Annotated in this window: 18 protein-coding genes and 1 tRNA gene; 2 read left to right on the forward strand and 17 right to left on the reverse strand. The window is 28.9% G+C overall.

From position 1 onward, the window contains the following. Positions 1-13: 13 nt before the first annotated feature. The 13 genes from ABWO04_RS01200 to ABWO04_RS01260 all read right to left on the reverse strand — a co-directional run bounded on the left by ABWO04_RS01200 (position 14) and on the right by ABWO04_RS01260 (position 19,906). A complete protein-coding gene (locus ABWO04_RS01200; protein ID WP_353076632.1) occupies positions 14-4,018 on the reverse strand; it encodes a DUF6443 domain-containing protein in 4,005 nt (1,334 codons plus the stop codon). Between the two features lie 6 nt (positions 4,019-4,024). Beyond that, positions 4,025-7,102, reverse strand: a complete 3,078-nt coding sequence (locus ABWO04_RS01205) for an RHS repeat domain-containing protein (protein ID WP_353076633.1) — start codon at positions 7,100-7,102, stop codon at positions 4,025-4,027. A 71-nt stretch (positions 7,103-7,173) separates the two neighbouring features. Next, on the reverse strand, positions 7,174-8,796 hold the full coding sequence (locus ABWO04_RS01210; protein WP_353076634.1) for a T9SS type A sorting domain-containing protein: 1,623 nt from the start codon (positions 8,794-8,796) through the stop codon (positions 7,174-7,176). 778 nt (positions 8,797-9,574) lie between these two features. Then, the gene (locus ABWO04_RS01215) at positions 9,575-9,775 is read right to left on the reverse strand and encodes a hypothetical protein (RefSeq protein WP_353076635.1); all 201 of its coding nucleotides are present in this window, start codon (positions 9,773-9,775) and stop codon (positions 9,575-9,577) included. Positions 9,776-9,813: 38 nt separating this feature from the next. Beyond that, the gene (locus ABWO04_RS01220) at positions 9,814-10,011 is read right to left on the reverse strand and encodes a hypothetical protein (protein ID WP_353076636.1); all 198 of its coding nucleotides are present in this window, start codon (positions 10,009-10,011) and stop codon (positions 9,814-9,816) included. Positions 10,012-10,153: 142 nt separating this feature from the next. After that, the gene (locus ABWO04_RS01225; RefSeq protein ID WP_353076637.1) at positions 10,154-13,852 is read right to left on the reverse strand and encodes a YobI family P-loop NTPase; all 3,699 of its coding nucleotides are present in this window, start codon (positions 13,850-13,852) and stop codon (positions 10,154-10,156) included. A gap of 122 nt (positions 13,853-13,974) precedes the next feature. Beyond that, positions 13,975-16,710, reverse strand: a complete 2,736-nt coding sequence (locus ABWO04_RS01230; protein ID WP_353076638.1) for a class I SAM-dependent DNA methyltransferase — start codon at positions 16,708-16,710, stop codon at positions 13,975-13,977. Between the two features lie 329 nt (positions 16,711-17,039). After that, positions 17,040-17,222, reverse strand: coding sequence for a hypothetical protein (locus tag ABWO04_RS01235; RefSeq protein ID WP_353076639.1), 183 nt, complete (start codon positions 17,220-17,222; stop codon positions 17,040-17,042). Between the two features lie 362 nt (positions 17,223-17,584). After that, on the reverse strand, positions 17,585-17,950 hold the full coding sequence (locus ABWO04_RS01240; RefSeq protein WP_353076640.1) for a hypothetical protein: 366 nt from the start codon (positions 17,948-17,950) through the stop codon (positions 17,585-17,587). A gap of 300 nt (positions 17,951-18,250) precedes the next feature. Next, complete coding sequence (locus ABWO04_RS01245) at positions 18,251-18,448, reverse strand: excisionase family DNA-binding protein (RefSeq protein WP_353076641.1); 198 nt, start codon at positions 18,446-18,448, stop codon at positions 18,251-18,253. Between the two features lie 150 nt (positions 18,449-18,598). Beyond that, positions 18,599-19,462 (reverse strand): hypothetical protein, encoded by an 864-nt coding sequence (locus ABWO04_RS01250; RefSeq protein ID WP_353076642.1) that lies wholly within the window; start codon positions 19,460-19,462, stop codon positions 18,599-18,601. Positions 19,463-19,633: 171 nt separating this feature from the next. Further along, a tRNA-Arg gene (locus ABWO04_RS01255) sits at positions 19,634-19,707 on the reverse strand. A gap of 46 nt (positions 19,708-19,753) precedes the next feature. Continuing rightward, a complete protein-coding gene (locus ABWO04_RS01260) occupies positions 19,754-19,906 on the reverse strand; it encodes an SsrA-binding protein (RefSeq protein WP_353076643.1) in 153 nt (50 codons plus the stop codon). A gap of 147 nt (positions 19,907-20,053) precedes the next feature. Here ABWO04_RS01260 and smpB point away from each other — a divergent pair, with 147 nt between their 5' ends. Next, positions 20,054-20,512: an SsrA-binding protein SmpB gene (gene smpB / locus ABWO04_RS01265; RefSeq protein WP_166126420.1), complete on the forward strand. Its 459-nt coding sequence runs from the start codon at positions 20,054-20,056 to the stop codon at positions 20,510-20,512. A 117-nt stretch (positions 20,513-20,629) separates the two neighbouring features. Here smpB and ABWO04_RS01270 read toward each other — a convergent pair whose 3' ends face one another. From ABWO04_RS01270 to ABWO04_RS01285, 4 genes are all read right to left on the reverse strand, one after another. Further along, positions 20,630-21,550 carry a hypothetical protein gene (locus ABWO04_RS01270; protein WP_353076644.1) on the reverse strand — a complete coding sequence of 307 codons (921 nt, stop codon included), beginning with the start codon at positions 21,548-21,550 and terminating at the stop codon, positions 20,630-20,632. A gap of 209 nt (positions 21,551-21,759) precedes the next feature. Then, complete coding sequence (locus ABWO04_RS01275) at positions 21,760-23,580, reverse strand: M56 family metallopeptidase (protein ID WP_353076645.1); 1,821 nt, start codon at positions 23,578-23,580, stop codon at positions 21,760-21,762. Between the two features lie 2 nt (positions 23,581-23,582). Further along, the gene (locus ABWO04_RS01280; protein WP_353076646.1) at positions 23,583-23,942 is read right to left on the reverse strand and encodes a BlaI/MecI/CopY family transcriptional regulator; all 360 of its coding nucleotides are present in this window, start codon (positions 23,940-23,942) and stop codon (positions 23,583-23,585) included. Positions 23,943-24,008: 66 nt separating this feature from the next. Further along, positions 24,009-25,241, reverse strand: coding sequence for an MDR family MFS transporter (locus ABWO04_RS01285; RefSeq protein ID WP_353076647.1), 1,233 nt, complete (start codon positions 25,239-25,241; stop codon positions 24,009-24,011). 50 nt (positions 25,242-25,291) lie between these two features. On the opposite strand from ABWO04_RS01285, the gene ABWO04_RS01290 reads away from it, so the two are divergent. Next, positions 25,292-25,912 (forward strand): TatD family hydrolase (locus ABWO04_RS01290; RefSeq protein ID WP_353076650.1); only part of this gene is annotated, 621 nt, incomplete at its 3' end.

Below are 25,912 nucleotides of genomic sequence, written 5' to 3' on the forward strand. Positions count from 1 at the left end.
GTATATAATTTTATCATTTCTTATTTTTTTTAATTGTTGTTACAGTACCATCATATAAACCTTTTGCATCACTTGATGCATCATAAGTACCTAATAGTGTTGAAGCTCCCTTAGAAATAGTTTTATAGTTATCTGGATTTGCTAATTCTTGAAAACTTTTTAAAGTAGAGCTTCCTGACATTACACCAGGAATAAACCCTGACACCCCTTCGATATATGGGGCATATGAGTTATTATTTCGTCCTGCAAGAAATCCAGGCATAGTACTATATTCATGTAATACAGGTGTCGGCTGTTTGTTAAATGAATCCGCCATTTGAGTAAGTCCTAAAGACATTTCTCCTATACTTAAAGTAAAAGCCGTGCCACCACCTAAAGCAGCACCTGCTCCATCAGTACCTATAACATAAGACCCAGAAGCAATTGCTCCTATTAAGCCAAAACAAGTGTTTGCTAACCCATTGAAAAATAGTTCTGTATTAGAATGAGAATTTATATTAATAGAACCTGAAGAAACAGATTCACCTAATTCGTATGAAACATTATTTAAAACAAATGAACCATCGTTCTTTAATTCAAATAAAGAAACATCATTACCACTTGTTATTGTACCAGTCCTAGTATCTCCAATATTCATATATCCATCTTTTTCTTCAGAACCTGCAAACCATTCAATATCTCCAGATTCATTATTTAAATACCAATCTTCAGACATTCCTGTAGGGTCTGTATATGATAAAGGATTATTGAAAGCATAACGATAAGGCGTCCAGTCGGTTGCTTTCTCCGCCAGCGGGTCAATATTCATCCAACGCCCAATCGCTGGGTCATAATTCCTTGCTCCATAGTCGTACATGTTAAGCCCCAACTCCTCTTGCAGCTCCTTGCCATTGTATTTATAGTTATAACTTGCATTCGCTACAGCTGGCATAGGCACTAACTCTACACCTGTATCAGGAAATTGGTCAAAATCTAAATGTTCTACATTATAGTTTTTGTGTTTTAATCCAAAAGCATAATAATGGTTTTCCTCTAATATTTTAACCCTGTTTCTTACAAGTGGGTCTCTAGCGTAAGACAACCTAACGTTTCCTAAATGGTCGGTGTAATTAAATACATAATTAAAACTTCCTAAAGCACTGTTTGCTCCGCCTTGTGCGGCCAATGGTTTGGTGTAATGAACGTACCCTTCGGCATGTGGAAAAAACTGGAGTTCTGCATTTTTATATTGAAAACCTGTTAAATAATCCGTAGCGGTAGTACTATGTGCTACGTTATCTATAACTACTTTTTTTATTTTTCCTCCTATCGCATTGTAAATATAAGAAATTTTTCCATTGTTAGTGCCATCAAAATAAATAATTGTAGGTAAATTTAAATGGTTGTAGGTTATACTTTCGATATCTTTGTTAATATCTGCTGTCATGTTACCGTTGTTATCATAACTAAAGTCATTTGCAGTAGAGGTATAGTTGTCTTTAAACCCTTGTGGGCTGTTGCTTAAATCGTTTACTTTTAGTAATTGGTTTTTGCTTTGTGGGTGATAGCTATACTCTAAATTATCTATTTGATTTACAGGAGCACCACCGCTTGGGTCTAAATTTCCATTTCTCTCTAAAGTTAAAATGTTACCAGCTTTGTCATAACTAAGTTTTTCAAGGTAATTATCTAAAGTATTAGGGTCTTCAGGTTTGCTATAATTGGCTTCTAATAACCGATTTAAACCGTCATAATTATAGGCGTATTTTCGTTTTGTGTTATCAGCACTTGTACGCCAAAGGGTTTCTGTTATATTACCATTATACAGTCCTTCATTGTCATCTTCTTTTTTGTTGTAATTTATTTTAAAAGCAAATAAATCCCTATCCGTTGCCGATGGTATTAAATTATTTACGTCATTAATCGCCGTAAGCCAGCCTCTAATATTATACTTGTAATTCACTTTTTGTATAGCTTGTGTTCCAGTTACATCTGTACCACCTACATTTTTAGCAAGTAATTGCCCTAATTCATCATAAGTATTTAAAGTAAGTAATTGTTCGGGTAAAGCCCCTACAATTTCATGGGTATGTTTTAGTAATCGGTCTTGCTGGGTATAGGTAAAACGTTCTTTTACAGTAAACAATTGTCCTGAAGCAGTTCTTTTATGTGAGGTTACGGTATATAGTGTTTTACCTGGCCAATCGAGCTTGGTATCTACTTGTGTAAAACCCCCCAAATAGTTTTTGGTGTAACTTCTTATAGGTCTGTATCTGGTGTCATATACGGTATAACTTAACTCATTTGAAGTAGAGCCAACAGCGTCTAAAACACGTACCCAGCTACCTGTTGGCATACCTTTAAGGTTGGTACTTTGTGTGTTTTGTTCTTCTATTTGTGCTGGAATAGTTGGCGCATTAGGATAATCATAACTGTCGTAATAATTTACGGTTAGTACAACAAACACACTTGGGCTTACTTGGTTAGTGTATTTGGTAGCGATGCCGTTTATGGTAGTAGCACTAGTGGTTTTACTTTCTGAAAAAATAGTTGCATTGTTATAGGTGTCCTGTAGTGTTTTTCGGTTAACCGAGCTTGCCACTGCGGCATTGTACCAAGCGGTATACACAGGACGGTTAAAAACATCGTATTTGGTAAGTAGCCAACCCTTATTGGTATCACTTCCGCCATAAGGATTATACGCAGGACCAGTAGCCACTACTCTATCTAATTTGTCATACACAATGTATTCCCACTGTTTGCCTGGCAGTTTCTTTTCTACCAATCGGTTGCGAGCATCATATTTGTATTGGTAAGCGGCATGCGGTAATAATGCTTGATTAGCTGTTGCAGTATAATTTGTGGTATAGGCAAATTGAGATGGATTAAGTGAAAATGCAAATGCTAAATTATTTGGTAAAGCAATAAAACAATTTTGTTGAGCTGTATTTAATCTAAATTTTAGTGTGTTACTTTCAATATACAATGTATATCCGTAAAAATTAATTAAATCCTGATTTGGAACTAAACTTGGCAATTCTAAATAAAATGTTTTAGTTAAATCAATTTTTGCAGTTGTAAAACTTGAATTAAAATGACATTCAAAAACGCTGTTTTGAATATTTATATATAATCCTCCTCCTCCAACAACATTAGAACCATCACACGATAATAAAAACTCGTTATAGCCAATCATTTTATTAAAAACATAAGGTACCTGATTTGAAGAAATTGATACTATTTCATCTGACAAAGTAGGAGGTAAAACATATATTAAGTTCCCAATAGCATCATATACATAATAAGTATCATGTTTAATATTATTATTAAACGTTCTTTTTAATACTACTCTATCAAAGTTGTCTTTATATTCTTCTATGGTATTGTTCTTTCCAGAACTAGAGGACCAATTTTCATCTTTAACAATTGATTTATAGAGTGTGCTATTTGGATGATAGCCTTGGCAAACTAAAGTATAGTTAAAAACCATATTGGCGGTATCAAACTGTCTATCTGCTACAAATTTATATACTAAATCACTTTGTTCATTAAGTTTGTAGTCGAATTTAATTTCTTTACCGCTCCCCATTGCCCAAGCATTGCCAGGGGCAGCTTGTTTAAGTACCCTGTTAAGCGGAGACGCCTCAAATTGTTTTTGACTAAAAGGATTGGATGTGTTTTCATAGCCGTTCGTGTTATAAAATCCAAAAACATTAGAGCCAGCACTAGCGTTATAGTTTAAACTAGCCGTTTGATTGGCATAAGGTAAAAATTCCTTTTCCACTCGGCCAAAAGCGTCATATTCTATATGGGTTACAATGTCTTTACCCGTGTTGGATTGAGCATGTGCCACTTGTTGTATCGGACGTCCTAATCCATCAAAATAATTTACCTGAATAACCGCCTGTGTAGGGGTGGGTGATACCAATGCAGTTGTGGTAGGTTCTTTATACGTTTTCGTTTTCACCCAGTTTTGGTCGGGGCTTTGGGCTATTGCTAGTATAGGGAATAGCAATAGTATATATAGTATTTTTCTCATGTCAAATTAGTTTTTATAATGGTATTTGTTCTCACTTAAAATGTTTCCGTTTCTGTCTTTTACAAATTCAAGTCGGTTAAAACTATCATAATGATAGGTTTGGGTATCGCCTTTAGGGTCGGTAATGGTGCTAACCCCTATTAGTGGAATGTGCGTATAGGTAGTAACTAAAGCATTGGGCAAAATAGAACCTCTTAGAATATTCAAAGCAGTTATTAAATCTACCTCTGTTCCAGTATTTGATAAATTTTGTAGGTTTGTTATAATAGAAGCAGGAATGGAAGTATATTGAATATTTTCAATTTTTGCGATAATATTTGATTTATTATAACCCCAAATGATAGCTGTGGAAATATCATGCTCGTTGTGATATTGTACTACGTTGTTCTTATCATCATACAAGTCATAATAAATAGTTTTTTTATGTACAGAGTTGGCATTATCTTCAAATAGAATAGTTTCTTTACTTTTATTTATTGAATTATTAATTAAATTATAATCAAAATCCATTCTGCTTTTAAAAGTACTATTTTCGAAATCTTTAATACTTTTTGGATATGACAAATAATTTTTTTGTAAATGTATTGAATTAGTTAAGTAAGTAAATTCTACACTCTCTTCACTCAGTAAGGTGTTCGGTGCTAAAACCTGTCTTTTATTAGCGAGATTATTATAACTATCATAACTATATCTTTCCAAAATCGTTTTAGATGAATTATTAAAAAACTCAGTTGTTCTAGTTTCTTTTAGCCTAGTATGAAAATCATATATAGAGTAAAAGGTGAGTAACGACTTATTGGTAGTATAATAATCAAGATAAAATCCTGAATTAGGTTCTCCAATCACGACATTAGAACATCTATGGGCAGCCCAAACACCACTACTCATTACATTCATATTATAAATAATATCTGTTGAATGTATGTTTTCATAAGAATACAGCTTCTCAAATTGTTTTTCATTGGAAGAGTTGTGTAGTTGTTCACTTAGCAAAGTTCCGTTTTTATAAAAATCATTATTAAAATAAAACATTTCTGAAATATATTTATTTTCATTATTCGAAAATGTTTTCACAATTTTTCCATTATTTAATTCTGAAATCTCCACTTTATCATATCCAACATAATCTTGCTCACTAATAGATGAAATATTTATATTATTATTTAAACTAACTTTTAGTACTTCCCCTTCTTTTAACAATACACTACAACCTCCTTGCAATATTGCAACTTTTGTATGTTGGTTTTTTGATAAAACTCTTTTAGAAATAGTTTTACCTCCTACATAATTGTATTTTGTAGATTTTAACAATTGACCATCAAAATTATATTTATTAATTTCTTTAATTCTTAAACCTGCGCCAGAATTAATAATTGGCAAATTATCTTGAAGAAACAACCGATCAAACACGTTATTTTCGTAAACAAACTCACTATATCCTTTTGTGGGATAAATAATTTTTTTAAGGGTAAATGTTTTGGTAAATTCTAAATTTGAATTAAAATTATTTGTCGAATTATTGTTCAAATAGGTATTGCCAGCCAGAACTAAATTTAATGGTGGATTAAAACTGACATTATTAACACCATTAAAATATCCCCAAAAATCAGTAGAAAAAGAGTTTTTTGCAGGAATTACATTGTCAAAATATTCAAAACTATATTTTTCATCATTGATTTGTATGTCCATTAATTTCAATCTTTTATTCCTCCTTTCCTCTAATGTTTGAACATAATTTGAAATATAATTATTTGCTGTTATGGGAAAACAATTTGAGGTATTATTTGTAACAAAATAATCATAATTGAAATCAATATTTTTTATTATGCTCGTATTATTGCTTACTGTTATGGAACCTATTTTTTTATAATTTAAAACATCCACTCTAGAGTCATAATTAAAGTTCACGGTTTCATTACTAGTTTTAATTTGTGTAACAATATCTTCTGAGTTATTATGAATTAAATGTTGGTCATACGGGTCAGTAATTTGTTGATTGGTTTGACATTCGGCCAAATTTGAATCCCCTTGACCAAATAAAGTATAAAAATTAGTAGCGTTTAGATTAGACGTGTCAGATTGTATAGCAGAGCCACCAATACATGTTATGTATTTCTTTACATACGAGGGCATTTCAAAATAGTTTTCAATTTTTGAATAACTTAATATTACTTCATTTCCTTTTGAAGTAATTATTTTTGTTAAACTAAAAATAACATTTCTACTATCTGATAGACTTGGATAAATTAGCTGCTTATTTACTTTATCAAAATAAAATTTATTTCCTTTATTGTCTGTTATCAAAAATCCTTTTATCTTTAGTAAGGCTGTGCTTTCGTTAATAGTCTCAATTTTATACTCTTTCTTTCCATTTATTATTACAATTTCTTTATATTCAAATGGTGTTGTTCCACTCATCCCTACTGGGTTTCTTTCGCTATTTTTAGTGGTAAACTTGATAGTTTCACCAAATAAATTTACAGTAAAAATATCTGACTCAGTATCAAAACTACTACCTTGTTCATAAATTTGATAATAGTATTTGTTATTTAAACTATACATCCCATTATGGTCTAATAAAACATCTCCAATGACATCATAAAAAAATGGTTCCTTTTGTATTCCTGATAATGGATAAACACCATACATATTTTGATTCCATTGTACATAATATCCCACCTTGTAAGGACCAATACTTGGTACAGCAGGATTTCCTTGAAAGGGTGGAAGCTTAGAATGTATAGTCGATGCGCCATAATCATTAATATCATTAATTTCTTGTACAATTTTTGGCATATCTATACTCCAGCCTAAACCAATTAATCCAGCTTCTTCATTAACTTTTATTCCACCAGTATAATTTCTGGCAGTTAAAGGAAAATTAATGCCATCAATTTCTATATTATGCAATGGTACTTCAATGTTAATTAATCCTCTATACTCATTCACTGGTGTTTCAATATATTTAGAGAATTCATAAATATTACCAGCTGTTGGATATTTAATACTACTAGCGGTTTGAGAAAATAAGTTACTACTACACAATAAAAAAAATGTAATATATATGTTTATTGAATGTTTCATTTGTCTAGATTATTTGTTAAATAATTAATACTAATTTTATGTTTATTAATAAAAAAACACTTAGTCTTTTATTACTTCTTTAAAATTTTAACACTATTTTTTTCTTTATCAGTTACCAGCTCTACAATATACATTCCTGTTGGGTAACTGCTCATTTCAACGGGTAGGGTTCTGCTGCCATCAAGTTTGAAAGTTTGCAAAAGTCTTCCGCTGATGTCGTACAAGTTGGCGGTGCCGTTTTCATACTCGAATCCTATAATCACATTGGTAAAGGTTACCGCTGGATTAGGGATGGCTTCAATAGGCGCTTTTTCATTTTCAAGTTTGGTGTTGTCCTTTAATTTTACCACCCAAAAATCTGCGCCACCTTTCGTGCTGTTTTTATCTTTGGACGCGGTTCCATTGGATGTTCCTGTTAGTAAATAACCGCCATCGCGCGTTTCAAATAGTTTTTTTAATACTTCTTCGCCTTTACTTCCAGCCGTTTGTGTCCAAATTTCTTCTCCGTTGGCTTTGATTTTTAATGCGATATAATCGTTTATGCCTTCCTTATCCCCTTTTTTAAATTTAGAAGTCGTTTCCTTTGTTTGTTCGGATTGTGCATACCCGCCTATTAAAAACGAACCGTCTTTATTCTCTACAATTGAGGTTAGTACATCTTTAGTGCCATAATCATAGGTCTCTTGCCATTGCAGCACTTTATCTGTATCAAATTTCAAAATCCAAAAATCACTCCCATTTTTGCTTGCTTTTGATTTCATATTAGAACTAGCAGAATTAGAATTACCCCCTACCATAAAACCACCATCAGATGTTAGCTCAATAGCAAATAAATTATCATCAGCTTCCGCTCCAATAGTTTGTTGCCATAACAGTTGTCCTTCAGTAGAAAGCTCCACCAACCAAAAATCGCCCAAACCATAATTGTCTTGCGATTTATCTCCAGATTCTGGCGAATTCGAATTGCCGCCTGCCAGGATGTTTCCATTGGGTAAAACCACTAGGTCTTTTAATTCATCAACATAGCTGCCGCCTAATGTTTTTTGCCATTCTATTTTACCGTCTTTTTTTAATTTGACAATCCAGTAATCTAAATTGCCTCGTGTATCTTCCGACTTGCCAAAAACATCCATCACGCCTTTGTCATCTTTTCTAGTTTTATAAGAAGCAGAAGTACCTCCAATTACATAACCTCCGTCTTTAGTTTGGCAAATGGTTTGTAGTTTTTCTTGTCCACTTCCGCCAATGGTTTGTTGCCATAGTTCATTTCCTTTGGCGTCTAATTTTATTATCCAAAAATCATCTTGTCCTTTAGCGTCTTCTTTTTTATCCAAGCCTTTATTTGAATTTGATATACCTGCTAGTATAAAACCGGCATCGGAAGTCAGTTTTATACTATATAATAAATCAACGCCTGAACCACCAAAGCTTTTTTGCCAATCCAAATCGCCTTTTTCATCCATTTTCCAAAGCCAATAATCTAAATCGCCTTTATTAGCATCTTCCTTATTACCTGTTTTTCCAGAAATGGAACTTCCAGCTAAAATAAAACCATAATCAGCTGTGGGCTGTGCATCAAATAAATATTCGGCATGTTTACCGCCATAGGATTTTTCCCAAAGTATGTCTTGGGCGTTTGAAAAATAAGTGGTCAGTAGACAACCAAAAATTAAGATTTTTGAGGGATGTTTCATAGGTTACAATTAAAAAATTAAGGCAATTTATTGGGTTTGATTTTAGTATTGTTGCGTAATTTTACGCAATACGCAAATAAAATTAGAAATATAATTTCTAAAGTAAATATCGAAAAACGTGATTAGGTATTGAAAATCAACATTATTTTCATATTTTTTGAAAACTTTGATTTTTAAGGTTAATTATTGGTTTATTAGTCTGTTTTTTACTTTTATTTCTAATTTGAATTAATATTCAACTTCACACATCGATAGAATCTTGAAACAAGCCATAGGTTACTATTAAAAATTAGGGCAATATATTTGGTTTGTTTTATCATCATTGCGTATTTTTATGCATTGACAATAAAATTAAATACTTTGTTTTACAACTACTATACGAAAATTGATATCACCTATCGAATATTGACATTATTTTCATATATGTTGAAAAAACCTTGAATTTTTAAGGTTAATGATTTGATTTATTGATACTCTCAAATTTAAAACTAATAATATTAAGGATGAAATTTATTTATGTAGAATGATTTCTACAAAAAATTAGAAGTTGAAAATTAAAATTATTAATTGAATTTAGACTTTTACCCTATATTAATAGTGCAAAAGGTTGGCTTGACATTAATAAATATGGTGTCTTTTTGTGATTTGGCATTAGGAATTTAATATTTACTACAAATAGTTTTAATGCCGAACGCGAAAAGGCTTCACGCACGAGCGCGGGAAATGGAATTAGCAAAAGAGTTTGATATGGATATAAATCCCTTTATTGATTCTTAATCTATTCTATAAAATTATTTTTTTTTGATTTTAAATAGTCCAAGTAGTCCACATTGTTTTTAAATGATAAGAAATAATAAAACAAACTCGATTTTTCTGCAGGTTTAAGCTGAGTTCCTAATTTTAAAAAATCAGATATAGTTTCTCTCTTAAAACCTAATTGGCGTTGCAAGTCTTTTGCATTAATGCGATACAATTCCATTTGACTAATTACCCATTCTAAAGTAATAGTGCTTAAATCTAAAGAATAAACAAAGGTTTAATTATAATTGGAGCTTCAAATAGTTCTCTTCCTAAAGTGTGCAATTGTTTGTTAGAAAACAGTTGATTATATACCACTTCTTTTTGCCGTACAATAACTAGATTTTCTTTTGGGAATTCAAACTGAATTCCTATTTTATTTAGGTTGGCAATGGTTTCTTTTTGTGATTGGGTCATAATTATTTTCTACAAATATTTTATGCCGAACGAGAAAGTGTTCGCGCACAAGAATTGTTTTTCTTTGTTTTAAATATTCAGCTGTAGTTTCTTTTTCAAAGATTCATTGTCTTTTTAATTTTGATTGATTGAATTAATTACATCATTTGTAAACCGCAATAATTCTTATACCATCTTTCTCTTCTTTATGTTTTGAAATTAATCCTTTACTTTTGAGAATAGTTGCTAATTCAATATTATGTTGATTTGAAGTAAGGACAGGTCTTTTCTTTAACATTAGAATATCTGTATATGGATACCCCAATGATTGTAAAAATTCGGATAAAATATTATTACTAATTTTGCTATTGTATTTATTGAAAATCTTTATTCTATTAATCTTATTGGTAGATTTAGTTACAAGACACTCTAATAAACTATTGCTGATAACTGAAAAAGTATTAGTAATAACAAAATCACTTACTAAATTGATATTATTCTGTATTGTAGAAATTAAAGATTCGTCACATTTTTCTAATAACTCAATTTTTTGATCTACTGAAAATTCAGATGATACAATCAATTCACTTAAATCGACTCCATCTATAGTGTATTCATCAAAGCTTTCTAAATAATCTTCAATATAATTTTCAAGAAATTTAATATGTAATTTGTCAAAATTATCTCTTATTAAATCGTAATTTTCTTGTTTAAAAATTAACTTTTTGTTTGTAATTAAAATCTCAACTTTTTCATGACTAAGTTTGATGAAATTGAGCGTTTGTGGGAAGATAAAAGGAATACTATCTATTAATTGATTATAATTCTTGTTTTCTATTTCTTCTGATAATATTATGCCAGAGGATAGATTTTCTATTAGTTTTCGATTCTCTTTAATATATGGTATTTTCGACTTTTTTAATGCAGTGACATTTTCAATATTATTTAAAAATACTAATATACTTTCATCTACTTTTTCCTCAATGTTTTCATAGTAATCAATAACATTTTTCCAAGTTGGAGTCAATTTTGAATTTACTAATAGCATCTCTGCAACTTCATTTTCATTTAAGTCATAGATATTTGAAATTTTTAATTCTTGAAAACTAATTATTTTTTCTTTTAATTCGATTGATAATTTTTCATTATTCAAAAGATTTAGTAGATAAGCTTCCTCCTCTTTGCTATTGTCACTCAATTTTAAGAATACATTTTGGATATAACTTTCAATATTTTTATCTACGTAAATTATTAAATCAGTGCATCCAGATTTCTGAATTGAAGAATAATTTGATTCATCAATATTTAATTCTAAATCTTTAGACTTTGAAGCTAAAATCAACTTAATCATAACTTCATTAATATCATAAAAATTTCCATTATAGATAAAATCAAATAAATTTAAATTTGTATTAATGTTTTCTAAGTTTTTAAACTTTGGATTAATTGTTTTGATACATTCTTTTAATTGTTTTTCTTCAATATCAAAACTTAAAATATCACTTCTATTAGATGTATATTCTGTTATTTTTGAATTCAACACAATTGATTTTAAGCAATTTTGTTCTGAAAATTCGAGAATGCTTTTGAAATATAAATCTTTTCTTTCAGTGAGATAGTTTGATTTAGACTCTATAAATTCCCAAATATTTTTCCAATTCTTACAAAGTATTTTTATAAATATTGCTTTGTTTTTGGAAATATCTATAAAGCCATCAATAAAAGTTAAAGAAATTTTACTTTCATTTGACAATTGTTTTATTATTATATCTAATTTAATCGTATTATTTGAATTTTCCAATAGATAATCCAACAAATCATAATTCAATATTTGTGGCTTCTCAAAAAAACCATCTTTTAATTTTTTTACTACGTTTCCAATCTTGTTTAATTTAAAATCGTAATTGGTTTCATACTGGCTTTTCACATTAATTAAAAAATCACGGTCTTCTCTAGTCAAACTTCCTTCATAGAAATGTGAAATATAATCGTAGTAATCTTCATCAATATAACCACCTCGTAATAATATATTTATTAATCGGTTATCTTTTTCACTTTCGATGATTGTTGTTTGTGAATTATTTAAGACATCCTTTAATGATGCAGATTTGATAGAACTTATTTTGTCCTTTAATTCTTTTATTTTTTTGGAAAATCTTACAATGTTTTCTTCTCTTTTATCGCCTAAAAACTCTAATCTATCCAAATAAGTAAATTCCGAATTTACTATGTATTCAACATCAGAAAACTTTAATTGAACTTTGTTTGTAAGGTCATTGTAATAATTCGAATAATTAAGAGATAAATAATTATAACTAACATTGTTTTTTACGAAATAATCAAAGTTGACATCAGAACAAGCTGCTCTAAAATCTACTATGTTTCCATTAATACTGAAAGATTTTATGCCTGTTAGACCATTAATATACTCAAGAATATATAATTTTCTCAATTCATTTACATCATCAAAATGCTCATTATTTATATCATCTATTTTATCTTCTAAATCGCTTATTTCATTTTCTACTTTAGAAACTTCATTTTTAATAAACTCTTGTTTTTTATTTATGACTTCATAAATTTTTCCGGCATTATTATGCAAGTTTACAAAGTCTTCAGGATGAATATTTTTATAAACAATCATACCTAGTAATTTATTTTCACTTAGTTTATTGCTTAGCTTTTTTTGGTATATTATATATTCATTGATTACATTGTTCAATAATCTCATATCATCAATAAAAAGTGATATGTCATCAATTAAATCAGTTGACAAATTTGTATTTGAGACTTGAAGTTTATTAAATAGTATATCATTTGAATTTGATGAATTAATCACTGGGATTATTGGTATGATAAAATCAAAGAATTTTGTTCTGTCTTTATCTTTAAACATATCATCTCTAACAGCATAAATAAAAACAACTTCTTTATTGACTTGTTTTGAATTATTTATTAGGTTATTTAATTCTCTAAGTTTGGTAAATATTTCAGTTTGCCCAAAGCGGTCTAAGTCTTCAATTACCAATACATTAAAAGGGTTTACTTCAAAAAAATAAAGGATTTCATCTAGATGATTGTTGAGTATAGATTTATCAATTTCTTTGTTAATTTCAATTTCTCCACTTTGAATATTTAGTTTGTTTATTTTAGAATTATTAAAAATTCTAATACTTTTTTTTATAATTTGATATACTCCAATCAACATAATAATTAAAGCCGTGTAATGTGTACAGGTTAACACTGTTACATCAACTTCACATATTTTAAGTCTAAATAGATTATAAAATAAGATTGGAACAAATACAATAAAAATTGATATAAGCCAAATTATTAATGCTGCTGAATAGCCTTCTAATTTTTTATTTCCAATACTGTTAATTTTTTTAAATCTGCTATCTGGAATTTTGTGGTTTTCAACATGATAAAAAATCTGTTGTAAAATACTTAGCTCTATTAATCTTAGTAAGCCATCATCAGTGGTGTTATTATCATTATTTTCATCTTTAAATGTTGCTAATGATATATTTAAAAACTTATACTCAGATTCTTCATACTTTTTTTGGAAAGTTTTAATTATACTGCTTTTTCCTGAACCATAAGAGCCAGTTAAAGCTATGTTCCTAATGTTTTTTGTATTTCTGTTTTCTAATGCCCAAAGTATAGCATTTTCGTATGTGCTATCTTCATCGGCATTATCAATTGGAGTTAGTGATTGATAATCTTCATTTTGAATTATTGGAATATTAAATTTAGCCCACCATTTGTTTAGAATGCTAATAGTATATTTTAATAAAAGAAGTATTTTTTTTTGTATTATTAATTTTATTATAATCATTCTATTAGTTAAACTTATTATCATTTCCTTTTTTTTTATTATTAATATATTCAATGGATGACATAAACCAATTAGAAAATTGATATGACAACTTTCTAATATTTTTTTAATTTTTCTTTACACTTAGTATATAACATGGTTTTTAATCATTTCTTCCCTTTCTTCTCCTTCACAAACAACCCAGCTGTATATTTCTCATACAACTCAAATAAAAACTCCATACGTTTGGCTTCGCTTGTGAAGGCTTGTTTGCTGTAGGCGGCATCAACGGCTTTGTCTAATTCGTTATGGGCTTTTACCAAAGCGGGTGGCATGGTTAAGGGATTGTATAAATCGGCTAATGAACTAGTAGGAAAAGAAGCTCTAAAGTCTAAAACCTGTTTTGCTTTTTCTTCAATAGTTTTAATTTGCTTTTCGGTCGGATTTTCTGGCCATGGATAGTTGTTGTAAACTATACTTGCTGAATATCTATAATCACTTTTTAATCTACCACAAATGTATTTTACCCATGCCATATGCATTATAGATGTTAGAACACCAAAATGATAAAGTTCAACATTTGGTAGAACATATAATTGATTTGATGCCACAATATCAGGTGAAAGAAATGCTATTGGAATATATTTTCTGTTCACTGAAGATACCGTTGGAAAGGCTAAATAATTTGTTTTTGGTTGTCTTACTTCAGCAAAAAGAGTTGGAGTTTCAGCTAATTTTTTTGTATTACCTCTTTCACTATTTGAACGCCACTTTCTTACTAATTCTACTCTTTCCCTAATTAGTGAATTATTTAAAATTTCAGATGGTTCGGCATCAGCTAACCATAAACAAAAACGCTTTTCTGAATGAAGTAATTCTCTACCACCGATAAAAGGTTTAATTAATTTTTCTGAATTTTTATTAGCTAAAATAATTTCATTTCGGTCTAATTCTGATAAAGTATAATTACCATCGTCTAAGGCAAAACTTCCATAAATAATTTCAGGCACATTACAAATTGGAGATTTTCTATTCTCAACAGTAATATCTTTGCTTTCAACCAAAAAAGGATTAATATTTTTCACTTTTAATTCATGTGGTTCACCTTTTATATTTTCATATTCAAAAATTCTTTTATCATTTAAATCAAAGTTTGCAAAACCAACAATAACACAATGTACTGCTGCATTTCCTTTGGCTTCATTACTCCATGAAAACGTTTGATGTGCAAAATGTATTTTGATCTTATAAATATTAAATAATAAACTCCACAAAATATTTACCTGCTCACCCTGTGAAATTGAATTTGTTGAAACGAAAGCAACTTTGGTTTTAGTATTTTGAATTATTTGAGCCGCTTTAACATACCAACAAGCTACATAATCCATTACTCCAAAGCCTTTAATTCCTTTAAAAATAATTTCCACATCACTTTTCTGACTACTATTTTGTTCTTTTTTTCCAATAAATGGTGGGTTACCAATGATAAATGAAAGTTTGTCTTTTGAAACAACTTCTTCCCAATCCACTCTTAATGCATTTCCATGTACAATTTTAGCTGATTTTTTCAACGGCAATCGGGCAAAGTATTGCCCAAATTCATTGCTAATTTGCATGTTCATTTGGTGGTCAATTAACCACATAGCTACTTCAGCAATACGTGCTGGAAATTCTTCGTATTCGATGCCGCACATCATATCTACATCCAGGAGCATTATTTCTCCAACATCTAAAATTCCTTGTCCAGATTTGTATGTTGCTCGTAAAATTTCTAATTCTAACAAACGTAATTCACGGTAGGTAATCACTAAGAAATTTCCACAACCACAAGCGGGGTCTAAGAATTTGAGTTGGCTAATCTTTTTATGGAATTCGGGCAATTTATTTTTATTGCTTTTAATAGATTCAAATTCCACCCATAATTCATCTAAAAACAAGGGTTTAATCAGTTTTAAGATATTGCTTTCACTGGTGTAATGCGCTCCTAAATTTCTACGCTCTTTGGGATTCATGACACTTTGAAACATGGAACCAAATATAGCCGGTGAAATTTTACTCCAATCGATGTAACAACAATCTAACAAGGCTTGGCGCATTTTGCTGTCAAAACTAGCCATTGGTAAAATTTCTTCAAATAATTTTCCATTTACATAAGGGAAATCATTCAATTGCTCGTCTAAATTCTTAAATCGTTTGTCTTTTGCCGTATTTAATACTTGAAACAATTCTTGTAGTTTGGAAGCTAAATCACTTCCATCTTCAGCAGTTCTATTTTCAATATAGTCTTGAAGTTGTTGCTTTTCAAAAATCGTCGTGTCTTCTGCAAACAAACAGAATAAAATGCGAACCAAATAGACTTCTAATGGATGTCCTTCATAACCAATTTCTTCTAATCGGTCGTGGAGTTTTCCCATTAATTCTGCTGCTTTGATGTTAGCAGGGTCTTGCTCTTTATACGTTTTCTTTTGATACCCTAAAAGATAGCCGAAGCTTTGAACGTTATGAATTAATTCTTCTAAAGTAAATTGTAACGTGGTTTGTTCTTCGGTATCGTATAACCTGAAAATATGAAAATCACATACCAAAACATATTTTGGTAATTCGTTTTGTTTTAAACCGTGTGTGTAATCAATGGCTTGTTGAAAGGCTTTGTCCAGGTTTTTACCCCGACTTTTCATTTCCACTAAAATAGTTCCTTTCCAAAGTAGGTCGATGTAGCCATCGGCGTCGGATAGTTTCTTTACACGGTGTTCAAACGTTCCAATCTTTTTACGGGTAATTCCAAAAACCTCAAAAAAAGCGTCTAAAAAGGGTTTAGCATCCGCTTCTTCATTGGTAGTATCTTTCCATTCTTTAGAAAATTTAACTGCTCTGTCTTTTATTTCGTTCCAGCTTAATGCCATTGTACTATATATTTTACCTGTAAAGGTTTTTATTGATATTAAATTTTAAATATTTATGATTGCAAATCTTATACTGGATTCTGCTGTTATTATAACAAGCATAATATTCAGCATAAGCAGGTATGATTTTAGTGGTATTTTGTTGGTTCGAGAATTTTTCGAACACTGAAGTTTGAAATTGAGGCATTATAAATAATAAATTTGTCTGAATGCTCTAAATCGAACCTGTCTTTTATTTTTGGCATATTGTCTAATGTAATTATATCTAAGTTAAAATCAATTTAAGAGGCTATTGTTGCTATATATCTAAGAATATCATCAATATCTTCTTAAATTGGTTTTATAATTAGTGTAAGCGGTCCATCCTGGAAATTCTTCTTTAACTCGGTTATTATTACTGAATCTACTTCACCAATTATTCCAAGAAATGGAAAAATTTTATTTGATTCTTTTCCTTTAATATAGTCTTGAATTGTTTTATTAGCCGCTTGTTTGTATGATTTAAATTCCATGATATTTTTTTATAAAATTAGCTGGATAAATTTAAAAAAAAATGAGCATTATTACTCAATATTCTACAATATTAACAACTTTATTATACAATTAGTATACGAAAATGAACATTACCTATCGAAAATTCGCATTATTTTTATATTTCTAAAAAAACCATGTATTTTCTAGATCAACAATTGACTTTATTGATAATCTCAAATGTAAAGCTTTTATAATAAAGAGATACATTTATTTATGTAGAATGATTTCTACAGAAGTATAAAACTGGTGTTTAATTGAAAAACGAATTAAACAATTAAATTAGGGAAGAAATTTAAAATATTCAATTACTATTTTTTAAATAGCAAATTAGTTTGTTCATTTAAATTCGTTTAATGTAATAGTAATTTTCATCATGATGTTTCATCAATTTAATGTCATAAATACCATAAATAACATTGCCTTTATATTCTGAGTAATATGTAAATAATTTAAAAGAGAAACCAACTTTCTTTAAATATTGTTTGTGAACATATGCATATTGATAATCTTCTAATAATGAATCTAAAATTTTATAATATTTTAGTAATTGCTTATTTACTTCACTTATTTTATTTCTAATAATATTATTCTTTTCATTATGATATGCTATTCTATCTTTTGAAGTTGCAAAAACTTGATTGTTTCGTTTTGGTGTAAATATTACATTTGAAAACGGACATGTTTTTATTTCTGGTTTTTTTCGCATTGTAATTCATTTTAATACGTGTTAAAACGTGTTGTTATTAACTTTATTAATTATCTTTAATTATTGTGTTTAATTATCATCAGTATTATAATTATCAAAAATGTATTTTTCTTATTATAACATTTATTATTTTTCTATTTTTTAAAAGAGAAAATGCTATATTTCAATTAATTATTAAAAAGTTACCTATTTAATTAATTTTGATAATTATCTTATTAATATTTCTTGCAAAATCATTATATACTTTATTAAATACAAAATGTTTTCAAATGCTTTGAAAATGATTTTTTTATTATAGTATTAAATAAACTTTGGTTTAATTGAGTTAATATTTTCCTCAATACAGGTATTTGCATAAATAAGTACTTTTCTACCCATTTTAAACGATTTTATTCTACCGTTTTTAATTAATCTGTCAATTGTTTTAACAGAACAGCAAAGATGCTTAGAAGCTTGATTTTTATTCCAATAAACTGGAGGTGTATTTTGTATTTCCATAACGTGCTTTTTTTAAATTTTTCAACGTCGTAAAGGAACAAATTGTAAAAATTAGAAAATGAGCGGAGTTTTTACGAAAAAAAAATACTAACTTATTCTATAGGATACTAAACATTTTAAAAAATATCTAGTATTATTTATATATTAAAATCACTTTAGGTTAAGTATGTCTTTTACCTTTGATATTCTGTATAATCGGTAGTCGTTATTGTAAACTTGTTCAGAGGTGTTATCAAAAAATTCTGTTTCGCTTTTAAGTTTTTTATCTTTAACTATAATCTTTAGTAAAGGAAAAAGTTCGAAGTAGAAGCTACTTTTACTAATACCTTTTGTTGAAAATTGGAATAATTCGTAAATACTTCCACAATCACCATGTAATAATTTTAAAAGAGATTTTATTGATTTTGATTTATCTTCTCCATTTTCGATTGATTTTTTCTCTAACAAATCTATTTTTTCATTCATTACATTCTCAAAATCATCTTTGGAAAGTTTCGATTTGTTATTATAATTGTAATTCCTTCTTCTAATTCTTTTAGTAAAATCAACATGAATTTTATTAGTAACTATACCGTTATAACTAACATTACCTATAAAATATTCTAATGCATTTAAATGAAATTTTGAACTAACATAAAATATACAAGAATAAAGGTATGCATCTGGAAAAATAAGTAAGCCCTCTATTTTTTCTAATCTTCTAATTTCAGATTCAATTTCATTTATGTCAATCATCCACTTTAATGTAGCATAAGTAAAACCACATGATTTTAATTTAGTAATTACTTCTTCATCTTTTGAAAAATAAATAAGATGATTTAAATAAGGAACAAATTGCAAGAAGAAACTATAACAATCACTAATTTCTGCTTTTGAATTATATATATTAAAATCTTTTGCCAGAAAATCTTTCTTAATTAATTCACACTTTTGACGAATAGAAACTAATTGTTCTTCAAAGTTGTTTTTACCATCTTGATATGTTTTTAAAGTTTCTTCTGGAAGGTCAATCATATCGTTTTATATTCCTTTTTAGAGATTAATAAAATTATTTTTAGGTTTATTTATTTTATTAAATTCTTTTGTTACATTGCAGTAAGTTATAAATGTAGCCACAAAATGGCCACACAAAGATAATAAAAAATCCCAAAACATTGAAAATCAATAGTTTTGGGATGTAAGTAGTGACCTCGTCTGGATTCAAACCAGAAACCTCTTGAGCCGTAATCAAGTGCGCTATTCAGTTGCGCCACGAGGCCTTTTTTGTGGGTGCAAATATAAAACTATATTCGTTATTTTAAAATATTATTTTTGTTTTTTTTCTAAAGCGTGAATTGTAACATAATATCGCCAAGCAATAATTGCCTTTTGAAATTTTGTAGCTTTCGCTAAATCAAGACGTTGCTTGGAATAACTTGGCAAAATCGCTTTATTAATTTTGGCTAAAATTTTAAACATTATTTTTTATTTTGTGCAAAACTACTAAAAAAATATGCGATTTCATTCGACATTCAAAATCATAATTTTAATTTAACTCTCCTATTCATTCAAAATCATAAAAAATAAACTGATTTCTTTCAAAATAAATCTTAATTTTGTGCAACTATGCAAAAAATTATAAACATATTAAACAAACGAGCTCGATTTGACTATGAAATTATAGACAAATACGACGCTGGTATTGTACTTACTGGAACAGAAATTAAATCGATACGATTAGGAAAAGCCTCTATTGCGGAAAGTTTTTGCGAATTTAACGAGCAAACCGAATTGTTTTTAATTAACGCCACAATAGAAGAATATGCTTTTGGAACACATTACAACCATAAAGCCAAAAGCGAGCGCAAACTATTATTAAATAAAAAAGAACTTAAAAAACTCGATAAAGATTCGGATAATAAAGGGTTAACGATTGTGCCGTTGAAATTGTATACAAATGAAAAAGGATTTGCAAAAGTTGAAATTGCGTTGTGCCGTGGAAAGAAAAATTACGATAAACGTGAAACGATGAAAGAAAATGATACCAAACGAGATATTGCTCGAATTAAAAAAGAATTCAGATAATTTATGAATTACGATTTTGGATTTACGAATTTAAAAAAACCAGAATTTTCATATGAAAATTCTGGTTTTTTTTACTTTGCAACTTTGAAACTATGAGACTTTGTCACTTTTCCCTTTTTACTTTTTACTTTTTAATTTATCCTTTTGCAAGTCCGTTTTTAGCTTTTCTAAATCGGTTTTGGTTTTTTCCAATTCTTGTTTTAGTTTTTCTAAATCAGATTTAGTAGAATCGTCTTTTAATTGAAAGTTTTTTTGAATTTGAATTTTGTTTTCTTTTTTTAACTTTTCTAAATCATCAATATTTTCGCCATTTGAAGAAAAATTTCTTTCTGAAAAAATCATAGTACTTCCTTTTCCATCTGAATACTTTTTCGTTACCGTACCGTTTTCGTCTATTTTTTCTTCTTCTAATTGCATATCCGGATTGTCGCCAATAATTTCACCATCTTTAAAAGTAAATGATTTAAAATTTCCACCTAAAGAATCGGTTTGAAATCCGCCTTGCAATTCTTTAAATTTATCTAAATCAATGGTGTTTCCATCTACTAAACCTCTAAAAACGTTATTGTCTAAATTCATAAACATATCGTTATTAAACATCCCGTTAAACCCTTTCATATCGAAACCATTCGCAAACATATCATTTTGTGCAACGCCAGATTCTATATTAATTAGACCATTTCCTGTGCCATCAAATTGCTTTTTAATTGAGATTGGTTTAATCGGCGTCTCCCCGCTTAAATTATAATTTCCTGAATTCCCATCTTGGTCTTTATAAGCGATTTTAATCGCCGTAATTTGCTTTTTATCGTTACGCTTTACACCTGAAAACGAAACTTCAAAATCAAATTTCTTAGCATCTGTTTCATCTTGTTTCAATTGCGCATCGGTCATAGCGTTGTCAATTCGCAATTCGAAACTATTGTTTTTGGTTTGTGACATTTGATTGAAACGATTGTTTTGAGCAAAAGTTGTGATTGGCAAAATAGTGATTGCAGTAGCCAATACGATTCTTTGAAATACCATTTTAACATTCATAATTTTAGATTTTAATTTTTAAAAAGTCAAAAATAGGATTTTTATAAAAATGAAATTTTAAAATTTTGTTAATTAACGCGTTTTAACAAAAAACAAAGTAATTTGTCAATCTGAACTTGTTTCAGATTCTTAATAGTACAAAAAAATAGCTTGAGATTCTGAAATGAATTCAGAATGACAAACTATTTTTGAGTTAATTAATATTTAAACTACTTATTTGCTGTAATTTTTATTGAAACTGGTAGTGCAAAATTCACATCTACTGGCTTTCCATTGATTGTTCCTGGTTTCCAATTTGGAGACTCTTTTAAAATTCTTTTTAACTCTTCACCTAATCCTAAATTTTTAGGTTCTTCTTTTGGTATAGTTATATTTAAAATTTGACCCGTTTTTGAAACTAAAAATTTTGCGACAATTGTTACATTAACATCATTTTCTACTTCTGGAAGTCTAAATTTCATAGCAATTTGCTTACGAAATTCTTGCATACCATTTTGTGGTTCTGGCTGTGTTTCTGACTCGGAAATTATTGGTTGAACTTCAAGGGTTGTATTTTTTTCATTTAATTTAATCTTTACCGTTTCTACTTCATAATAGTATTTATCATCATACGAATTTTTATTATATTTCTTCTCAAATTCAGCTGGTGTGATTTCTTTCATTTCGCCCAATTCTTCATCGTAAGGGATTTTCATTTTCTCGGTAGGTACTTTTATTTTACCATTTACTATTAACACAACTTCTTTTCCGTTTTTTGTCATATTATCGATGCTAAAATACTTTGGATTTTCATTGGTTTCAAAACCATCAACTTCAATAACTTCATCTTTATTTCCCTTTTCGGAAGTTGTACTTATTTCCAAAAAACCACACGTTTTTTCTTTATTTTTATCTGTATTTGCAAAAATCTTTATGTCATCAATTGGTGTAGTTGATTTTCTTTCAAAAACTTGATTATACGTTTTACCACTATCAAAAACTAATTTTATAGCTATGATTTCATTACTTTCATTTCGTTGTACATTTGAAATAGTTAATGTTTGGTCTTCATTTGAGAACATTTTTTCTAAAACTTCTAAGTCTTTATCCGTTTTGTCTTTGTTGACGATTGATGAAAAACCTGAAGAAAAACTGTATTTATTTGTATCTTCTTCAACAAATTTCTCTTGTGCAATAGTTTCAATTTGAAACAATAACATAAATGCGGTTACAAATGGAAGAATAATACCAAATTTCCAAATGTTTTTTCTGTTTGATTGATTTGAGTTTAACATAATGATTCTTTTTTTGATTGATGATTGATTAAATGTATTCACTATTGAAATATTTGAAGCTTGAGTAGATACTTTCAACATCGTTCTTTGGTAATATACTTTATCTGAAACGTGTTGAATAGCAAGATTATCAGCTAAAAATTCTAAATTTTGCACCATACTTTTTCGGTACAACCAAACTATTGGATTAAACCAGAATAGTATGATGAAAAACTGAGCTGCTAAAGTATCTAAGCTGTGTTTTTGATTAGAATGAACTTCTTCGTGTTTGATTATATTTTCTAACTCTGTTGGATGAATGACATCTGAATTAAAAATAATATAATTAAAAAACGAAAATGGCGTGTGAACTAAATTTGTATTCACATAAACTAATTTATTTCTTTTCTCCGAGTTGGAAACGTTAATGATTTTAAACAATTTTATAAAATCAAAAACGGTTTTTATTAAAAAGCCAAAACAAATGATTCCATAAATCAGAAATACTATTTCTTGATTGGTCAATAGTGGTTCTTGTATTACTTCTTTTGAAATTTTAACTACACCTAAAGATTCTTCTATTACTTGCTTTACTTCAATGTATTCTATTTTAGTAAATGTTACAAATGGCAAGATGAGGGAAACAAATAATCCTGAAAGCAGAAACCATCTCGATTGCTTATAAAATGTTTCTTTTGAGAGTGCTAATCGATACACCAAATAAAACAATATTAATAAAGCATTGACTTTTAATATATAGGTAAAAACAGCTTCCATAACTACTTCTTTTTTTCGATGATATTTAAAATCTCACGAAGTTCGTCTGCTGAAATTTTTTCTTCTTCGGCAAAAAACGAAACCAAATTTTTGTATGAATTACCAAAGTAATTCTGAATAGCCGTCTTCATAAAGGTTTTTCTGTATTCTTCAATATCTACAATGGGATGATATTGATGCGTGTTTCCATACGCATTATAAGAAACGTATCCTTTTTCTTCTAAATTTCTAATGATAGTAGAAAGTGTGTTGTAGTGTGGCTTGTCTTCTTTAAATTCAGCCAAAACATCTTTTACAAAAGCGCGTTTTAGCTTCCATAAAATGTGCATCACTTCTTCTTCTTTGTTGGTTAATTTTTGCATAACATATATTTTAGTTAAGCAAATGTATAACTATATTTTTAGTTACGCAACTATTTTTATAGTTATTTAACTATTTTTAACGTTTAGCTTTTCTTTTTCCACCAAACGAAACACATAAATACCTATTAAAGTACCAATAATACCAAGTGATCCCATAAATAACCAATTGGCTTGATATCCATAAGTATCAATTAAAACCATTCCTATTTTTGCACTTAAAATATGTGCCAAACTATAACTCATAGCAAAAATAGCCATATAACGACCTTGATGATGTTTCGGTGCGCGACTTAAAGCAAACGCATTTGAAAAAGGAAAATTAAACATTTCTGCAAACGTCATAAACAACATCATAATTAATAAAATGCCTGCCCAACTGTTTACTAACATTAAAAACAAACTGATACTCATTAAAAAACAACCTAAAATAATCACCTTTAGTTTGTCTTTTTTATGCTTTTCAATATAATTTACTATTGGCATTTCGAGGAAAAAGACCAAAACGCCATTAAATGTTAATAGCAAACCTGTTTGTAGTTCGGTTAACCCGAATTGTTCTCTGTGATAAATTGGAATAGTTGTAAATAATTGAAAAAACATAATTCCTACAATTAAAGAAGTCGTTAAAAACAACCAATAAATTTTATCTTTAAAAACAGATTCTACCAATACTTCGCCAGGTTGATTTTTGTCTAAATAGGTCGATTTTTTCTTTTCTTTTACTTTAATCCAGAAAATTAAAATAGCAATAATACAAGTTAATCCGTCTACCCAAAACAATCCTTTGTAGCCAATACTCATAATGATTAATCCGCCTAACGCAGGTCCGGCAGCAAATCCAAGATTAATGGCTAATCGCACTAAAGTTAAAGCTCTTGTTCTGTTTTCTGGTTTTGCATAGGCTCCTAACGAAACAAACATAGCCGGTCGGAACATATCTGAAACCGACATAATTAAAAACACACTCAAACACAATCCGTAAAAAGAAGTAACATATTGCAGTCCAAAAAACATCAACCCACTTACTAATAAGCTGAATATCATTATTTTATAAAAACCTATAATGTCTGATAATTTTCCGCCCAACCAAGAACCCAACATAGAACCGAAGCCAAAAAAGACCATAATGGTACCAACTTGCGTTAAAGAAAAATGTAAATCTTCGTGTAAATATTTAGATAAAAATGGCAAAACCATTGTTCCTGCCCTATTAATAAATGTAACGAGGGTAAGAATCCATACTTCTCGTGAAAAACCTTGAAAGTTAGAAATGTAATTGCGAAACGCTTTTTGAATCATAATAAAGTATCTGGGACAAAATTAATCAAAAATAGTTACCAAAATGTAGTATTTTTGCAAAAAGAAATTTAATGAAATTTGTAAATTTACATACTCATTTTTATACCAATTCCGATTCGATATTGGAAATAGTAAATCAATATCCAAATGAATTTATAGAAAATATTCCGCACTATTCTATCGGGATTCACCCTTGGTATATTTCTGATGAAAGCTTAAGTGAAGATTTAAATTTTATAAAAAATAAACTTCAATTAAACGAATGTATTGCATTAGGAGAATGCGGTTTAGACAAACGAATCGAAAAGAAAATGGACTTGCAAATAGACGTTTTTGAATCGCAATTATCCCTTTTAAATGAAATTTCGAAAACTGTAATTTTACATTGTGTTGCGGCATTTGATGAAGTGATATCTTGTAAAAAAAACAGTAGTATTCAATCGCCATTTATTATTCACGGATTTTCAAAAAATATTCCTTTGGCAAAACAACTTTTAAATCAAGATTTTTATTTGTCATTTGGAAAATACTTACTTCGAAATCCAGAAATGGAATTGGTTTTTAAATATGTTCCAAACGATAAAATTTTCTTAGAAACCGATACAATTTCGGAAAGTTTAGAAGAAGTTTATACTTTTGCAGCAAAATGTAAAAATATTTCTGTAGAAGAA

The sequence above is a fragment of the Flavobacterium sp. genome (assembly GCF_040382755.1).
Classification (GTDB): domain Bacteria; phylum Bacteroidota; class Bacteroidia; order Flavobacteriales; family Flavobacteriaceae; genus Flavobacterium.

Coding starts and splice junctions, on each gene's coding strand:
- ABWO04_RS01240 (WP_353076640.1), bottom strand. CDS start 17,950: ATGCGAAAAAAACCAGAAATAAAAACATGTCCGTTTTCAAATGTAATA.
- ABWO04_RS01250 (WP_353076642.1), bottom strand. CDS start 19,462: ATGATTGACCTTCCAGAAGAAACTTTAAAAACATATCAAGATGGTAAA.
- ABWO04_RS01270 (WP_353076644.1), bottom strand. CDS start 21,550: ATGAATGTTAAAATGGTATTTCAAAGAATCGTATTGGCTACTGCAATC.
- ABWO04_RS01205 (WP_353076633.1), bottom strand. CDS start 7,102: ATGAAACATTCAATAAACATATATATTACATTTTTTTTATTGTGTAGT.
- ABWO04_RS01230 (WP_353076638.1), bottom strand. CDS start 16,710: ATGGCATTAAGCTGGAACGAAATAAAAGACAGAGCAGTTAAATTTTCT.
- ABWO04_RS01235 (WP_353076639.1), bottom strand. CDS start 17,222: ATGGAATTTAAATCATACAAACAAGCGGCTAATAAAACAATTCAAGAC.
- ABWO04_RS01210 (WP_353076634.1), bottom strand. CDS start 8,796: ATGAAACATCCCTCAAAAATCTTAATTTTTGGTTGTCTACTGACCACT.
- ABWO04_RS01275 (WP_353076645.1), bottom strand. CDS start 23,580: ATGGAAGCTGTTTTTACCTATATATTAAAAGTCAATGCTTTATTAATA.
- ABWO04_RS01285 (WP_353076647.1), bottom strand. CDS start 25,241: ATGATTCAAAAAGCGTTTCGCAATTACATTTCTAACTTTCAAGGTTTT.
- ABWO04_RS01260 (WP_353076643.1), bottom strand. CDS start 19,906: ATGTTTAAAATTTTAGCCAAAATTAATAAAGCGATTTTGCCAAGTTAT.
- smpB (WP_166126420.1), top strand. CDS start 20,054: ATGCAAAAAATTATAAACATATTAAACAAACGAGCTCGATTTGACTAT.
- ABWO04_RS01245 (WP_353076641.1), bottom strand. CDS start 18,448: ATGGAAATACAAAATACACCTCCAGTTTATTGGAATAAAAATCAAGCT.
- ABWO04_RS01215 (WP_353076635.1), bottom strand. CDS start 9,775: ATGGAATTGTATCGCATTAATGCAAAAGACTTGCAACGCCAATTAGGT.
- ABWO04_RS01220 (WP_353076636.1), bottom strand. CDS start 10,011: ATGACCCAATCACAAAAAGAAACCATTGCCAACCTAAATAAAATAGGA.
- ABWO04_RS01280 (WP_353076646.1), bottom strand. CDS start 23,942: ATGCAAAAATTAACCAACAAAGAAGAAGAAGTGATGCACATTTTATGG.
- ABWO04_RS01225 (WP_353076637.1), bottom strand. CDS start 13,852: ATGATAATAAGTTTAACTAATAGAATGATTATAATAAAATTAATAATA.
- ABWO04_RS01200 (WP_353076632.1), bottom strand. CDS start 4,018: ATGAGAAAAATACTATATATACTATTGCTATTCCCTATACTAGCAATA.